Below are 15758 nucleotides of genomic sequence, written 5' to 3' on the forward strand. Positions count from 1 at the left end.
TCTCCCCGGCCCATTCCCCCATCACCACAAAACGAGTCTGGCCCCGCCGCTCACGCGGCGGGGCCAGAACCCCAAGATCTTCATGAGCCTTCTAGCCAACGTGCGCGCGGTCGGTGATGAAGATCGGGTGGCCTCGGATCTAGCCGTTCTTTGGTTCGGCCTGCTGAACCACCTCGAAGGACCACAGCGTCGAGCCGGTGGCGGCCGGCTTCGGCCGCTCGCCTCCCTCACCGCCGCCCTGGTGCGCCGCCCGCATCGGCCCCTCCAGCCACGCCTGGAAGGACTGCTCGTCGCGCCAGCGCGTGTACACCAGGTACTGGTCGGTCCCCTCGACCGGCCGCAGCAGCTCGAACCACTCGAAGCCGTCGGACCCCTCCACGGCGGAGGCCCGCGCGGCGAAGCGCTTCTCCAGGACCTCGCGCTGCTCGGCGGGCACGGTCAGTACGTTGATCTTCACGACGCTCATGCCCCCATCCTGACGCACCCGAACGGCGACGGCGTCCGCGGTGGTGTCCGGCGGCGGTCCACCGGTCGGCCGAACCCGGGTCTGTCGCCGCGTCTCGAACACGTGCATCATTGCCCAGGCGTTGTCGACGGGGCCGGCGAGGTGAACGGTGCGGGTGCGAAGAGTCGGGATGTGTACGGCGGTCGGCTGCACCGCGCTCCTGCTCGCCGCCTGCGGCCCCGGGGCGGACGCCGGAGCCGCCCGTCCCGGCCCCGTGCACGCCGCGGACGCCCCCGCCAAGCTGCCCGTCCCCCGCGGCACGGGCAGCAGGACCCCCGACGACTTCAACGGCGACGGACACCGCGACCTCGTCCTCGACACCCTGGTGAAGGCCCAGAGCCACGCCGACGACGCGGGCATCGGCATCGTCTACGGCGGCGCGCACGGACTGACGCCCGGGGCCCGGCAGTTGCTCGCTCCCGCGAGGTACGCCGCCCGCACCAAGGGCCACCTCCCCGCCGTCTTCGACGCGGAGGCGAGCTGCGACCTGGACAAGGACGGCTTCACCGACCTCATCGTCTCGACCGACCCGCCCTACGACGGGCAGGGCATGCCCCCGGTCCCGCTCCAGATCCTCTTCGGCTCCCCCCGCGGCCTGACCCGCGCGGTCCCCCTCACCGTCCCCGCGGCCGCCCGCTTCGGCAACGACTGGCCCGACCAGCCGGTGTGCGGCGACTTCGACGGCGACGGCGCCGAGGACCTCGTCCTGCACGCGTCGGGGCAGCGACTCAGCTATCTGCGCGGCCCGTTCAGCAGGAAGGGTTCTCCCCGCGCGGCCGGCGCCCCCCTCCCCGCCCCCGGCGAGGCGCCCACGGGCCCGGCGGCCGACGTGAACCGCGACGGCTACGACGACCTGGTGGTCCGTGCGGCGGACGGCACGAGCAAGGCGTACGTCGTCCTCGGCGGACCCGCCGGCCCGGCCCGCACCGGAACCGCCCTGCCCGAGGGCGTCGACGTCGCCCTCGGCCGCTTCGGCAGGGGAGCGGCCCTGGACGCCGCGGTCGGCGCGATGGACAGGACGTCCCTGCGCTACGACCTCCCGGACCCGGCCCGCGCCACCCTCGACTCCCCCGGCTCCATGCTCGACGCCGCCGACTTCGACGGCGACGGTCTCAGCGACCTCGTCTCCAGCGGCTCACGGCTGCGGATCTTCCGCGGCCGTACGACGGGCCTGTCCACGGCCGGCATGGTCACCGTCACCCCCGCGGCCCGCGGCACCACCAGGGTCCTGGCGGTGGGCGACTTCGACGGCGACGGCCGGGCGGACCTGGCGGTGCGCACCTACCGGGGCGAGACGAAGGACACCGTCGCCGTCTACCCCGGAGTGAAGAAGGGGCTGGTGGCGGCCGAGCCGTCGGTCACCTTCTCCAGCGCGGAGTTCCTGGCGGACTGATCCGCCTGCCGCTGCGCGGACCGGCCGGCCCATGGCCGCCGACCGGCCGCCCCTGAACGAGGAGCCGGACCCTCACCCTCGGGCCCGGCTCCTCCCCTTCCCCGGGCCACCCCTTCCCTAGGGGCCGTCTGGACGTTCCCTTAGGGGATGTCACAGCTCGGCAGCAAACCCGGGCCCGAATCGCCGGGCCCGGCACGTCACTCTGCGGGATCGGTTACGTTCGAAGGCGTGGCAGGATTCAGGATCGGACGCGGGGCCCGCAACAACGGAGCTCCGCCACGGCGACCGCAGCAACCCCCGTACGGACAGCAGGCTCCGCAGAGCCCGTCGTACGGCCAACCCTCCGCGCAGCAGCAGCCGTACCGCCACGGCGGCGGCCAGTGGCAGCAGGGCAACGGGGGCGGGTACGACGAGCCCGAGTACTTCGGCGGCCCCGGCGGATACGCACCGCAGGGCCACCACGATCCGTACGCGGCCAACAACCCCGGCCACACCCAGGCGTTCTCGGTCGGCGAGGACCCCTACAGCCAGGGCGGCACGTACCGCGCGGGCTCGGCCCCGGCCGGCCCCGTGGGCCCCCGTCTGCACTGGAAGGACCTGCTGAGGGGCATCATCCTGTCCCCCACCCAGACCTTCCTCCAGATGCGCGACTACACGATGTGGGGCCCGGCCCTCATCGTGACGTTCCTCTACGGCCTGCTCGCGGTCTTCGGCTTCGACGGCGCCCGCAAGGACGCGATCGACGCGACCCTCTCCAACGCGGTCCCGATCGTCCTGACGACGGCCGTCGCGATGGTGCTGTCGGCCTTCGTCCTGGGCGTGGTCACCCACACCCTGGCCCGCCAGCTCGGCGGCGACGGCGCCTGGCAGCCCACGGTCGGCCTCTCCATGCTGATCACGTCCCTCACGGACGCACCGCGCCTGGTCTTCGCCATGTTCTTCGGCGGCGACGCGACCTTCGTCCAGGGCCTGGGCTGGGCGACCTGGGTGGCCGCCGGCGCCCTGCTGACCCTGATGGTCAGCCGCTCCCACGACCTGCCCTGGCCGAGGGCCCTGGGCGCCTCGGCGATCCAGCTGATCGCGCTGCTGTCGATCGTGAAGCTGGGGACGTTCTGACACGCACGACACGTCTGACACCCCACGACGCAGAGGGGCTCCCGGCCGTCTGCGCCGGGAGCCCCTCTTCATCTATCGCCGCGGGGTGGTGGAGGAGGAGGCGGAGAAGAAGGGGCCGCTGCGCCGCGGTCCGGCGACTCGGGCCCTGGTGACGCGGAAGCCGGTGAAACGTGGGGCGGTGAAACGGGACCCGGTGATGCGGAAGGCGGTGACGCGGAAGGCGGTGACGCGGAAGGCGGTGACGCGGGAGGGGGTGACGCGGGAGGGGGTGACGCGGGAGGCGCCGGGCGTGGCGCCGTGGTCCGCGGGTCGGCGCTCCTGGCCAGCATCGCCCTGACCTCCTCGCGCATGCGCTGGGCCGCCGCGTACTGCTGGCGGGCGCGGTCGTTCATCTTCCGGGCCCTCCGCAGCACCCCGGCCATCCGTTCCCGCGTCGGCGACGCCATCCCCGCTCACCCCCATACCTCTCCTGCCCCACCATCTTCGGGGCGAGGGACCTCCCGGGTGAGGGGCCACAGGTCCCCTCGAAAAGGCCGCTCGGCCCGTCACCACGTCGGCCATCGGCAGTAACGGCCCGCCGTCTGCTCTGCTTTGTCTGGTCTGCCGGACGCGGCCGCGCGAACGCCCGGCAGATCTCCGCCACGTCCGCGCACACGAGACGACGTTCGCCGAGTTCTGGGGGCTCCCGACCGGTGCGTGGGTGATCGAGTGCGGGTGGTCGGCGGACCCGGTACGGCGGTGTGCGCACAGGAAACAGACGGTGCACGTCGTGGAGATGATCCGGCGTTCGGGCACCCCGGACACGCCGACGCCTCAACCGATCAGACTGCTTCCCGGTTCACCTTCGGCGCCTCTCCCGACCTGCTCACCGGAGGCAGAACGCTCCACGGGAAGTTGATCCACTCGTCGGTCCGCTTCCACACGTAGTCGCACTTCACCAGTGAGTGCGACTTCTCGTAGATGACGGCCGAGCGCACCTCGGCGACCGTGTCGAGGCAGAAGTCGCGTACCAGCTTCAGGGTCTTGCCGGTGTCGGCGACGTCGTCGGTGATGAGCACCTTCTTGTCGGAGAAGTCGATGACGTTGGGGACGGGGGCGAGCATGACGGGCATCTCGAGGGTGGTCCCCACGCCGGTGTAGAACTCGACGTTCACCAGGTGGATGTTCTTGCAGTCGAGGGCGTAGGCGAGCCCGCCGGCGACGAAGACACCGCCGCGGGCGATGCTGAGCACGATGTCCGGCTCGTACCCGTCGTCGGCGATCGTCTGCGCGAGCTCGCGCACCGCGGTGCCGAACGCCTCGTAGGTCAGGTTCTCCCGTACGTCACCCATGGCGCCGCCGTCACACCTGGGTCCGGTGGAAGTTCAGGTAGGAGCGGGAAGCGGTGGGCCCGCGCTGGCCCTGGTACCGCGAGCCGTACCGCTCGCTGCCGTACGGGAACTCGGCCGGCGAGCTGAGCCGGAACATGCACAGCTGCCCGATCTTCATGCCGGGCCAGAGCTTGATGGGCAGCGTGGCGAGGTTGGAGAGCTCCAGCGTGACGTGCCCGGAGAAGCCGGGGTCGATGAAGCCGGCGGTGGAGTGGGTGACGAGTCCGAGCCGTCCGAGAGAGCTCTTGCCCTCGAGCCGGGAGGCGAGGTCGTCGGGAAGCGTGATGACCTCGTACGTGCTCGCGAGGACGAACTCCCCGGGATGCAGGATGAAGGGCTCGTCGCCCTCGGGCTCCACCCGCCGGGTGAGGTCCACCTGCTCCACGGACGGATCGATGTGGGGGTACTTGTGGTTCTCGAAGACCCGGAAGTACCGGTCCAGGCGCACGTCGACACTCGACGGCTGAACCATGGATTCGTCATAGGGATCGATCACCACTCGCCCGGCGTCGATCTCGGCCCGGATGTCCTTGTCTGAGAGAAGCACGTCCCGAGGATACGCAAGGCGCGCGGACCGGCCACAATCGCGCCGTCCGCGCGCCCGCTCAGGCTGTGTTCCCGGTGCCTCTAATGCTTTTCGAGACTGACCGGCACCACACTGCGGAGCCGGGCGCAGCGTGGACACCGGACAAGCCGGTGGGGGCCGAGCCGATCGGCCTGCTGCATCGGGAACGAAGCGGTGCTGAACACGTGCCCATCGGCACAGCGGACGACGGTGCGCTCCATCAAGTCCAAGAGTCCCTTCCCCAAGAGCCGCGTCGGGCTACTGCTCACCTGACGACAAAAGCCACATTACGGGATCAAAGGAACGACCCTCCAGGCGGCACTCCGGCCCCACCCGGACCCTCTCCCACCCCTCCACCGTACGCCCCAACTCCCGCCGCCCGCAGCAGCATCGACGCCCGAAACGCGCACCGGCCCCGCGGCTTCAGCGCCGGGGGCCTGGGATGAGGTAGGGTGACGTTGCGATCAGACACCGGTCTCATCCGGCGTCCCGCGCGGGTGTAGTTTAATGGTAGAACATCAGCTTCCCAAGCTGAGAGCGCGAGTTCGATTCTCGTCACCCGCTCTTTTGAAGCCTCAGGTCAGAGACCTGGGGCTGTTTTATTTGGGAGCCTTTGCTGCGTTTTGCGAGTGTTGTCGTGCTCCGAGATGGGACACGCAGTGGGCATGCGCGTCTTGGGAGGGTGCACCTGTCGCGTCGCAGCGTGGCGCTCACCATTCACGTTCGCCCAGGCGAGCCCTCGGCCTGCTGTTCGTGGGCGACAGCGGACAAACGTCCTGCATGTTCTTCGTCGTGGGTGGGGCCCAAGTTGCTTGCGAGAGAAGGCAGTTGATCGCCCGCCAGAAGGCTGGCGTATCGGTGACGGCAGTGACCGCGTGGCGGCACTCCGACCTGTACGGCGTGCGTCCGGGCCCCTCGGATGTGGGCGAGAACAGCGGCCCGGCGCTTGGTGGCCTCCTTGATGATCGCCAGGTCCTCGGAGTCCGTGTAGACGTGCGCGGGGACTGCGTGACCGGGACGGCAGGGGGTTGCCAGCCGTCCGCAGACCCGGGTGCCCGAGCCATGTCCGTCGCTCCCGTCGCTCCCATCGCTCCCATCGCACGGATCGCATGGCTCCAGAGCCCTGCCCACCCACAGGAAAGCCACGGTCCGCAGCGGGGTGAGCCGGCCCACACGGCCACCTCGGAGACCAGGAATCTGCACGGTTCAGGACCCGCGGAACCCGCCCAGGCGCCGTCGCTTCCCCAGCGGGAGCGCCGGCGGTTGCGCCCTGGGGGCCTCCCGCCTTTGCCGCCTCTTTGTATGCTTGTCCTGCCATTCAGTGGGGCGGGTAGGGCGGTTACTCATCGTGGACGAGACAGTGGCGCCCCCGGCCGGCGCGGGCATACGGCAGTTGCTGCTGGCGCTCGGTGAGCCGGTCATCGACCTGGTCGCCGCACGTGTCGGGCTGGAGGACGTCGAAGTCGGCGACGTGGCCATCCTCGACGCCGACGAGGAGCCGGAGCCCTACCAGGCGCATCTCGTGCTGATCATCGGGGCCCGTGGGCGCCGGGCGCTGCGCGTGGCGCGGGCCACCGCCCGGCGCGGGGCCGCCGCGGTGGTCGTCAAGATCGATCCGGACGACGACCGGGAGGCGTTGAAAGCACTCGCCGAGGACACCGGGACCGTGGTGCTCGGCATCCGCCCGGAGGTCCGCTGGGCTCACCTGGACTCCCTGGTCAGAGGCGTGATCGCCGACACGCGCCGGGCCGGTGAGCTGGAGTCCGCCGAGCAGCCGGCCGACCTCTTCGCGCTGGCCGAGACCGTAGCCGCGCTCACCGGGGGCAACATCAGCATCGAGGATGCCACCAACCGCGTACTGGCGTATTCCCGTTCCGACGACGGGGTGGACGAGCTGCGGTGGCGTTCCATCCTCGGCTGGGAGGGACCCGCCCATTACCTGTCGCTGCTGCGCGAATGGGGTGTGTTCGACCGGCTGCGGGCCGGCGGCGAGGTCGTGCGGATCGATGAGCGAGCCGAGCTGGGGATCCGACGGCGGTTGGCGATCGGCATCCGGGTCCAGGATCAGTGGCTGGGCTCGATCTGGGTGCAGGAGGGCAGCGGTCCGTTGTCCGGCACGGCCGAGCAGGCCCTGGTCGGCGCCGCCCGTGCCGCGGCCCTGCTCCTCGTACGGCATCGGACCGGGACCCCCTCGGACCTTCAGGTGGAAGAGGCGCTGCTCGGGCGGATGCTCGACGGGCACATCGACCCGCGCACCTTCGCCGCCCGTATCGGGGCCGACCTGACGAAACCGGCGGCTGTCGTGGCTTTCGCCCTGACGGACTCCGCTCCGACCGGATCCGCATCGACCGGATCCGCATCGACCGGATCCGCATCGACCGGATCGGCATCGATCGGATCCGCTTCGACCAGATCCGCATCGACGGGCTCCTCCCCGTCCGCCTGCGTTCCGGCCGAGACCTCCGCCTCCGTCGACCGCCCGGCCTTCGAGCTGCGCCGGGCGGAGATGACCAGCCTGGTCACCGTGCACGCCGGCGCGTTCCGGCGCCGGGCCCTGGTGGCAGCCGGCGGCAGCCGGGTGTACGTGCTGCTGCCCGGGTTGCCGGAAGGAGCCGGTGAGGACATCGTCGCCGGGCTGGCCGGCGAGATCGTGCGGTCGGCCGGGCAGCGCCTGCACCTCGATGTGCGCGCGGCCGTGGGCTCGGTGGTCGAAGGGCTGGACTCGATCGCCGCGTCGAAGGCGGAGGCGGATCAGGTGCTCGGCGTCATCACGCACCAGGGCGACCGGCGCGTGGCCACCATTGCCGACGTGCGTTCCGAGGTCCTCGTCGGCGAGACGCTCGCCCTGCTGGAGCGGCATCCGCAGCTGCGCGACCCGCGGGTCTCCGTGCTGCTGGCCCACGACCGCGAGCACGACAGCGGACTGGTGCGGTCCGTGCTGACGTATCTCGCCGCGCAGTTCAACATGCGGGCGGCGGCCCGCGTCCTGCATCTGCACACCAACACCCTGCGCTACCGGCTGAAGCGGGCCGAGACGATCAGCGGCATCGACCTGACGGACCCGCACCAGTGCCTGTTCGTGCACCTTCAACTGCTGCTGGAGACGGAGACGGTGCCCGTACCGGACGCGTCGCACACGTCGTCGTACGGGCACTGAATCCAAGCGGCCCGGGGCTCGGGACCGGTCGGCCGTGCCGTCAGCCGGCGGCCTCCTCCGCGGCCCGCGCCGGTGCTTCCGCCGCTCGCGCGACGACGTCACCGCTGCGCAGCGCCTCCCGGAACCGGGCCAGCTCCTGCTTGACGAACGGGGCGAGGAGATAGAGGCCCACGATGTTGACCAGGGCCAGTAGGAACAGCACCGCGTCGGTGAAGTCGAGCACGCTGCCGAAGGTGAGCACCGAGCCGATGACGATGAACAGGCAGAAGATCACCTGGTAGACGCGCTCGCTGGTCTTCGTCTTGCCGAACAGGTGGGTCCACGCCTTCTGGCCGTAGTACGACCAGGTGATCATCGTCGAGATCGCGAAGAGCAGGACGGCCACGGTGAGGACCTTCGGGAACCACGGCAGGACGGTCTCGAAGGCCGAGGAGGTGACCGTCACGCCGTCCGCCTTGCTGCCGTCGGCCGCGTACTGGCTCTTGGCCTCGTTCCAGAACGGGCTGTCGGCGATGACGATCGTCAGCGCGGTCATGGTGCAGATGACGACCGTGTCGACGAACGGCCCGATCAGCGCGACCAGGCCCTCGGTCACCGGGTAGCGGGTCTTCACGGCGGAGTGGGCGATGGGTGCGGAGCCCAGGCCGGCCTCGTTGGAGAAGGCGGCGCGGGTGAAGCCGACGATCAGCGCGCCGATGACGCCACCGACCACGCCCTCGCCGGTGAACGCCTCGTGGAAGATCGAGCCGAACGCCGACGGGACCGACGTGACATGGGTCAGGATGACGATGAGGCAGGCACCGACGTAGACGACGGCCATGCCCGGCACGAGGCGGCTGGCGACCTTGCCGATCGATTTGATGCCACCGATGATCACGGCGCCGACGACGACGGCCAGCACGATGCCCATGATCAGTGCGAAGCCGCTGCCGCCGAGCGCGCCGTCGTCACCGCCGGTGATGTTGCGGATCTGGGTGACGGTCTGGTTGGCCTGGAACATGTTGCCGCCGCCGATGCCGAACAGCAGGATCATGACGGCCGCGAGCCCGGCGAGCGCCTTGCCGGCAATGCGGCCGCCGGCCCCCGGCAGCCGCTCGGCCAGCCCCTTGCTCAGGTACTTCATCGGGCCGCCCGAGAACGACCCGTCCGGGTGCTGGTCGCGGTAGCGCACGCCGAGCGTGCACTCGACGAACTTCGACGCCATGCCGAGCAGGCCGCACAGCACCATCCAGAACGTGGCACCGGCACCGCCGATGGTGATCGCCACGCCCACACCCGCGATGTTGCCGAGACCGACCGTGCCCGACAGCGCCGAGGACAGCGCCTGGAAGTGGGTGATCTCGCCCGGGTCGTCGTGCCTGGTGTACCGGCCGCGCAGGAGGTTCAGGGAGAGCTTGAGCGTACGGAACTGGATGAAACCGAAGTAGAGGGTGAAGACCGCACCGGCGAGCACCAGCCAGGCGACGATCCACGGAAACGTGGTCCCGAAGACCGTGACGTCGGCGAAGACGAAGTCCCCGAGTCCCTTGGCCAGCGGATCGAACAATGAGTTGATCTTGTCTTCCGTCTGCCCGAGAATGCCGTCCTCCGCCCCCTGGGCCTGGAAGCGGACACCCCCGAGCACGGGCTGCAGCGCCTGAATCCGATACATTGCGATCCTTTCCTCCGGCCACCCGTCGACCGTGACGGGCCGGCAGGACCCGAACGGGGGGCATCACCACCGGGAAGACGCCCGGAGCCCCTCGGGTTTGGGAAACCGTAGGAGCCGGGGCGTGCCCGAGTTCCGGTGCAAGTGCACAAAGAACCGACCGGTACGGCGTCAAAGTGACCGTCGGGCCCGCACCGCCTCGCCGCTGCACCGCTGCACCGCTGCGCCGGTGCGCCGGTGCGCCGCTGCCTTGGCATCCGGCTCCGGCCTCCGTCCAGTGGTGCCGCCAGGCTGACTATGCTGCACCGAATGACGGCTGCCGTGGACATGAAGAAATCGCAGGGCGAGACCGTGGACCGGGGTCTCTACTTCGTGTTCACCCTCGTGGTCGTGGCGATCGGTTGGATCATCGCCGCGGTCAACACCGGGATCTCGTATCTCGCCCTGGGCATGGACGTGATCCCGATCATCACCGGCCTCGTCGGGTGCCTCGTCTTCGTGATCCTCATGCGTTTCCTCCACTGCGCCTGGTGGCTCGCCGCCCTCTCCGTCCTGCCCGCGGTGTTCGTGCTCGTGGGCTCGGTCCAGTACGCCCCGGAGGCGGCGCTCGACCACCGCGGCGTTCGTGAGACCGTCCGCATCACGGCCGACAGCGCCGACGACGGCGGCTCGAACCACCGCTTCACCCTCGTCGGTCCCTCGGGGCGCAAGCTCGAGGAGACCCTCGACTACAACGGCAACCACCCGGACTGGAAGGTGGGCGACCGGCTCACGGTCGTCAGCGACCCGGACGGGGTCGTCCCCCTGGAGGCGGCCTCCGACGTCGACCCGGACAACCGACTCGGCTCTCTCCTGATGGGCGTCGCCGGCTGGACCGGCCTCGCCCTGCTGGCCGGCCGACGCGGTTTCGTACGACGCCGCGCAGGCCGGCGCCCCACGTTCGAAGACGTCGACTGAGCAGCCAGGTCCCCGGCCCTGTCCCCGGCCCCGTCCCTATCCCTGTCCCCGGCCCCGTCCCCGGCCCCGTCCCCAGCCCCGTCCCCAGCCCCGGCCCCGTCCCCGTCCCGGAACGATCCGGCTGACATCACCGGCGCAGCCGGGGCGATGCGCCGGGCCGTCGTCGGTGGCGACCGGCTCACCGCCGCTCACCGGATGCCGCTCCGGCCCGAACCGCGCCAAGGCCGCCCCAGCTCCCGCGCCGCGGTCACGTCCTACTTGCTGGCAGCGAAACGCATGAGGGCATGCTCGTCCCCCTGCTTGATCTTGCCCGTCTCGTTGATCACCTGGAGCTTCCAGCTGCCGCCGACCCGCGTCGCCTTGGCCACGGCACACCCGTTGTCCCTGGTGAGCAGGCTCGGCCAGATGTCGGCGACCTGCTGGGAGCTGCCGCCGGTCGCGTCGTAGACCTTGAAACTGATGTTGCGCGCCAACTGGAAGGAGCTGCCCTTCTTGTACGCGGCGGCGACGAACACGATCGAGGTGATGACGGGCGGGATCCCGGCGAAGTCGACGGTCACCGTCTCGTCGTCCCCGTCTCCGTGCCCGGTCTGGTTATCGCCACTGTGGACCAGCGCCCCGTTGCCCAAGGGGTCGAGCGAGTCGAGGCCGGCGAGGCGCACCGGGTCCGCGCCCTGCATGGCTATGGCGATCAGATCGAGGTCGGTGCCCTTCTTACGGCGCAGTTTGCCCATCATCCCGCCGCTGCTGCCGGCGGTGGGATCCCAGGAAACCCCGATGGACAGGTGGGTCACTCCGTCCAGGTCCGCCGGGCCGTCATCCTTGGTGAGCGTGATCATGTGTGTCGTTTCCTTGTCTCAAAGGGACTACAACACGCAGAGTGTGCCCGGCCCCTTGGTGGTTCCATGTGCCGGGTCCGAGATCGTCAGGGGCTGGCGTGCCCATGTGGAGTGCTCGCTGAGGACGTGGCGAGCCATTCGCACGTCAGTGATCAGGGAGCTGTGCCCGGAGGGTCTGGAACCTCACGCTTGCCGTGTTCGACCGGCCGCCCCGGGCGGCGGAGGAGTGCCAGGATGAGTGCGGTGGTGGACGCGTCCGTACGTATCCGTGACCCAGGCACCGGCGGGACCCGGAGAAACCACGTGACACGACAGGCGAACAACGGCACGAGCACGGTCGCATCGCTCCTGGTGGTGGTCGCCGTCCTTGCCTGTGCCCTTCTGCAGGGCGCGGCTCCCGCCTCCGCGCACGCGGTGCTGACCGGCAGCGACCCGCGCGAGGGCAGCGTGCTGAAGGCCGCGCCGAAGCAGATCACCGTGACCTTCGACGAGTCGGTCGCGCTCGTCGAGGACTCGCTGCGCGTGCTCGATCCCGACAACCGCCCCGTGGCGGACGGCGACCCCCGGCACGCGGGCGGCCGGAGCAACACGGACAGCGTGGCACTGGAGCGCGGTCTGAAGCAGGGGACGTACACCGTGTCCTGGCGGGTGGTGTCGTCGGACAGCCACGCCGTGTCCGGTGCCTTCACCTTCTCCGTCGGCAAGCCGTCGGCGACCCGTGCCGACGCCGCTCCCCCGCCGGCCGTCGATCCGGCCGTCGGCGCGTTGTACGGCGTCGGCCGCTACGTCGCCTACGCCGGGCTGGCGCTGCTGATCGGCCTCGCCGTGTTCGTCCTGGCCTGCTGGCGCTCGGCCACGGCCGCGCGCGTGGTGCGGCGGCCGTTCCTGGTGGGCTGGTGGGCGCTGCTCGCGTCGACGGTCATGCTGGTGCTGCTGCGCGGCCCCTACGACAGCGGTGCCGGGCTGGGCGGCATGTTCGACCCGGGTTCACTGCGGCACACCGCCGGCAGCCGGCCGGGGCTCGCGCTGCTGGCCAGGGTGGTGCTGCTCGTGGTGGTGGCCGTCCTGGTGCGGAACCGCAGCGTGGAACGGCGGCCCGGTCGGCGTGCCCTCGCGGCCGCGGGTGCGCTGGTCCTCGGCCTGGCCGCCACCTGGGCGGCGGCCGACCATGCCTCGGCCGGGATCCAGGTGCCCGTGGCCGTGGCCTCCTCCATGCTGCACCTGCTGGCCATGGCCGTGTGGCTGGGCGGCCTGGCCGCGCTGCTGCTCGCGCTGTACCGGGCCCCCGCCGAGGCCCCGCTGCCGCCCGTCGCGGTCGCCCGCTTCTCCCGTATCGCGCTCGGCTCGGTGGCCGTCCTGGCCGCCACCGGCGTCTACCAGTCCTGGCGCGGGCTCGGCTCGTGGGACGCGTTCTCCACGTCGTACGGCAGGATCCTCGTCTTCAAGATCTGGGCCGTGCTGGTGATGCTGGCAGCGGCCTCGTACTCACGGCGCTGGACCGCCCGCCTGCTGCACGAGCCGAAGGAGGAGCGGGTGCTGGTGGCCGCGGGCCACGGTGAGAGCCCTCCCGCCGCCCCCGGGGACCACGCCGGCGGGGACGGGCCGGTGCCCGGGGCGCACCGGCGCGGGCTGCGCCGGTCCGTGCTGACCGAGGTGGCGGTCGGCGTGCTGGTCCTCGTGCTGACGACGGTGCTGACCGGCACCGGGACGGGCCGGGCCGCCGAGACCGCCGCGGCCACCTCGGTGGCCGGGCAGCCCGAGGTGTCCCTGACCCTGATCCCGTACGACACCGGCAAGAACACCCTCTCCGGGCGCGGCAAGGTGCAGGTCACCCTGGAACCGGGCCGGGTCGGCAGGAACGTGGTGGAAGCGATCGTCTACGGCGCCGACGGCAGTCCCGTCGGCATCCCCGAACTGCGCCTCACCTTCACCCTCGCCGACCAGCAGGTCGGCCCGCTGGACGCCGGGCTGGTCGACGAACGAGGCTACTGGGGCAGCGACACCCTGAACCTCCCGATCGCCGGGACCTGGACGATCAAGGCCACGGTCCGCGTCTCCGACATCGACCAGGTCACCGTGGAGAAGACGGTGAAGGTCGGCCGATGACGCCGGTGCGCGCGGTGCGCCCCGGCACGGACCGACCGCCGGGCGGTGCACGGGCCGGCCGGCGGGGCATCCCGGTCGCCAGGGGGTCGGCGACGCGGCCGGTGCCGACCTTGGCACAATGCAACGATGACGGGAACAGCCGCGCGCGTCCGCGCACCCCTGATCGCATCCCTGTCCGCCGCCCTCGCCCTTCTCGCCGCGGGCTGCGCGAACTCCGGCCATGACGGCACCTCCGGGGCCGCCGCGACCGACGGCGGACCCGCCTCGGGCGTCACCTCTTCCCTCGGGCACCTCAGCGTGCACACCGGCGATGTCGATCTGACGATCACGGACGCCGTCGCGCACCTCGACCGGTCCGGCGACGGCACGCTGACCATGTCGATACGCAACGGCGGCGCGGTGCCCGAGCACCTGGGCATGGTGGCGAGCCCGGACAGGGGGCGAGGCGAGCTGGTCGGCGGGGAGTCGGCCGAGGGCAACGGCTCCCTGTCCACCGCGGGCATCCTGCTGCTGTCCGGCACCACCGTCACCTTCCGGGGTGACGGGCCGCGCGTGGAGTTGCATCACGTGCGCGGCATCACCGCCGGGCACACGCTCCCGCTGTCCCTTCAGTTCGGGGTGGCCGGACTGGTCCGCCTCCAGGCGCGGGTCTCCTCCCCCTGACCGCCGCGCCTCGGGCGAGTCCCGGTCGGGCGGGTAGGACCGCCCGCACCGGGACCGGGCCGGGGAGGTGCCGGCCTGCGGGCCTCCCGAGTGGGCGTGGGGCCGGGGAGGTACCGGCGCCTGCGGGTTCTGCGAGTGGGCGAGGGGCCGGTGCCGCGAGCTGATCCCGCCGGGGGTCACCGTGCCCCGGTCCGTCCGGCACCTACGTCGGTACCGCGGCGAGTTGCCGCAGGGCGGGCCGCTGCTTCCCGGCGAGTGAGGTGCCGGTGAGGCGGCTCGCGACGGGCAGGCCCGCGAAGCGCAGGGCGGCACGGCGAACGCGCAGTCGCCGTGCCGTGTCGGGGACGAACCAGCGGGCCGATCTTCGGGCGGCACGCTGTCTGTCCTTGATGACCGGCCGCCACAGGCGTTCGTAGCCGTGCAGCGCGTCCTCGACGCGGCGCGCACCGGCGAGCTGGTCGGCCAGGACGTAGGCGCCGGCGACGGCGAGCGAGGCGCCCTGCCCGGAGAGCAGGGAGACGGCGTGGCAGGCGTCGCCGACCAGGACGACGCGCCCGCGGCTCCAGCCGGGCAAGTCGGTCTGGGCGACCTGGTCGTAGTAGACCTGCGGGGAGGGCGGGCAGCCCGCCAGGGCGCGGGGCACGAGCCAGCCGAGGGCGCCGTACTCGCGGTACAGGGCGGCCCGCGCGTCCTCGGGGCGGCGGGGATCGGCCGCGCGGTGGACGGCGAAGGCGGCGACCGTGCCGTCCCGGAGGGCGTAGAGGCCCATCTGCCGCTCCAGGCTGTCGGTGAGGCAGAACCGGTCGCCCAGTTCGGCGTGGACGTGAGGGTCGTCGAAGGTGAAGGCCGCGGTGTGGTAGCCGAGGTGGCGCACGCACCGCTGTTCCTCGCCGAAGACCATGGACCGCACCGTGGAGTGGAGACCGTCCGCCCCGATGAGGAGGTCGGCGTCGAGAGCGGTGCCGTCGGTGAGGGTGACGCGGACGCCGTACGCGGTCGGGTCGATGCGTGCCGGGCCCACGCCGAACCGCAGGCCGACGGCGAAGGACAGCCGTTCCCGCAGGGCGAGTTCGAGATCGGGCCGCATGATGCTCAGCAGCCGCCCGTCCAGGGAACGGGCGAACCGGTCGTACCCCAGCCGGGCGCGGCAGCGGCCCCGGTCGTCGAGGAAGGCCGCCTCGGAGACCGGGTAGCCGAGCTCCTGCAGCCAGGGCAGCACGCCCATGGCCTCGGCCGCGTCATAGCCCGGGCCGAAGAAGTCGATCATGTATCCCTCGGTGCGCGGCCGCGGGGCCCGCTCCACGACCACGACGTCCCAGCCGAGCACGTTGTGCAGGCGGCCGGCCAGCGTGAGTCCGGCGATACCGGCTCCGCAGATCACTGCTCTCATCGGTGCACTTCGCCTCTTCCACTGCCCGGACGTCCTCCCCGGGATCCCA

At 71.4% G+C, this 15758-nt stretch carries 12 protein-coding genes and 1 tRNA gene; 7 read left to right on the top strand and 6 right to left on the bottom strand.

Annotated elements, in window-relative coordinates; translation table 11 throughout:
- Positions 1 to 139 precede the first annotated feature (139 nt).
- Positions 140 to 466: an antibiotic biosynthesis monooxygenase family protein gene (locus tag ACIRPX_RS42105; RefSeq protein ID WP_404205398.1), complete on the bottom strand. Its 327-nt coding sequence runs from the start codon at positions 464 to 466 to the stop codon at positions 140 to 142.
- A 169-nt stretch (positions 467 to 635) separates the two neighbouring features.
- On the opposite strand from ACIRPX_RS42105, the gene ACIRPX_RS42110 reads away from it, so the two are divergent.
- Complete coding sequence (locus tag ACIRPX_RS42110) at positions 636 to 1898, top strand: FG-GAP repeat domain-containing protein (protein WP_404205399.1); 1263 nt, start codon at positions 636 to 638, stop codon at positions 1896 to 1898.
- Between the two features lie 147 nt (positions 1899 to 2045).
- On the top strand, positions 2046 to 3014 hold the full coding sequence (locus ACIRPX_RS42115; RefSeq protein WP_404205400.1) for a Yip1 family protein: 969 nt from the start codon (positions 2046 to 2048) through the stop codon (positions 3012 to 3014).
- Between the two features lie 821 nt (positions 3015 to 3835).
- Here ACIRPX_RS42115 and ACIRPX_RS42120 read toward each other — a convergent pair.
- Positions 3836 to 4345 carry a phosphoribosyltransferase gene (locus ACIRPX_RS42120; protein WP_404205401.1) on the bottom strand — a complete coding sequence of 170 codons (510 nt, stop codon included), beginning with the start codon at positions 4343 to 4345 and terminating at the stop codon, positions 3836 to 3838.
- A 10-nt stretch (positions 4346 to 4355) separates the two neighbouring features.
- Positions 4356 to 4931, bottom strand: coding sequence for a dCTP deaminase (dcd, locus tag ACIRPX_RS42125; RefSeq protein ID WP_404205402.1), 576 nt, complete (start codon positions 4929 to 4931; stop codon positions 4356 to 4358).
- A gap of 511 nt (positions 4932 to 5442) precedes the next feature.
- Here dcd and ACIRPX_RS42130 point away from each other — a divergent pair.
- Both ACIRPX_RS42130 and ACIRPX_RS42135 read left to right on the top strand, forming a co-directional pair.
- A tRNA-Gly gene (locus tag ACIRPX_RS42130) sits at positions 5443 to 5513 on the top strand.
- Positions 5514 to 6297: 784 nt separating this feature from the next.
- On the top strand, positions 6298 to 8106 hold the full coding sequence (locus ACIRPX_RS42135; protein ID WP_404205403.1) for a PucR family transcriptional regulator: 1809 nt from the start codon (positions 6298 to 6300) through the stop codon (positions 8104 to 8106).
- 40 nt (positions 8107 to 8146) lie between these two features.
- On the opposite strand, the gene ACIRPX_RS42140 is transcribed toward ACIRPX_RS42135, so the two are convergent.
- Positions 8147 to 9757 carry an alanine/glycine:cation symporter family protein gene (locus ACIRPX_RS42140; RefSeq protein WP_404205404.1) on the bottom strand — a complete coding sequence of 537 codons (1611 nt, stop codon included), beginning with the start codon at positions 9755 to 9757 and terminating at the stop codon, positions 8147 to 8149.
- A gap of 306 nt (positions 9758 to 10063) precedes the next feature.
- Between ACIRPX_RS42140 and ACIRPX_RS42145 the strand changes: the two genes are divergently transcribed.
- Complete coding sequence (locus ACIRPX_RS42145) at positions 10064 to 10711, top strand: hypothetical protein (RefSeq protein WP_404205405.1); 648 nt, start codon at positions 10064 to 10066, stop codon at positions 10709 to 10711.
- A gap of 254 nt (positions 10712 to 10965) precedes the next feature.
- On the opposite strand, the gene ACIRPX_RS42150 is transcribed toward ACIRPX_RS42145, so the two are convergent.
- On the bottom strand, positions 10966 to 11550 hold the full coding sequence (locus ACIRPX_RS42150) for a TerD family protein (RefSeq protein ID WP_404205406.1): 585 nt from the start codon (positions 11548 to 11550) through the stop codon (positions 10966 to 10968).
- A 234-nt stretch (positions 11551 to 11784) separates the two neighbouring features.
- Here ACIRPX_RS42150 and ACIRPX_RS42155 point away from each other — a divergent pair, with 234 nt between their 5' ends.
- Positions 11785 to 13656 carry a copper resistance CopC/CopD family protein gene (locus ACIRPX_RS42155; protein WP_404205407.1) on the top strand — a complete coding sequence of 624 codons (1872 nt, stop codon included), beginning with the start codon at positions 11785 to 11787 and terminating at the stop codon, positions 13654 to 13656.
- A gap of 126 nt (positions 13657 to 13782) precedes the next feature.
- Positions 13783 to 14319: a hypothetical protein gene (locus ACIRPX_RS42160; RefSeq protein WP_404205408.1), complete on the top strand. Its 537-nt coding sequence runs from the start codon at positions 13783 to 13785 to the stop codon at positions 14317 to 14319.
- A 202-nt stretch (positions 14320 to 14521) separates the two neighbouring features.
- On the opposite strand, the gene ACIRPX_RS42165 is transcribed toward ACIRPX_RS42160, so the two are convergent.
- The gene (locus ACIRPX_RS42165; RefSeq protein WP_404205409.1) at positions 14522 to 15709 is read right to left on the bottom strand and encodes an FAD-dependent monooxygenase; all 1188 of its coding nucleotides are present in this window, start codon (positions 15707 to 15709) and stop codon (positions 14522 to 14524) included.
- Positions 15710 to 15758 lie beyond the last annotated feature (49 nt).

This window comes from Streptomyces sp. NPDC101225 (assembly GCF_044767585.1).
Classification (GTDB): domain Bacteria; phylum Actinomycetota; class Actinomycetes; order Streptomycetales; family Streptomycetaceae; genus Streptomyces.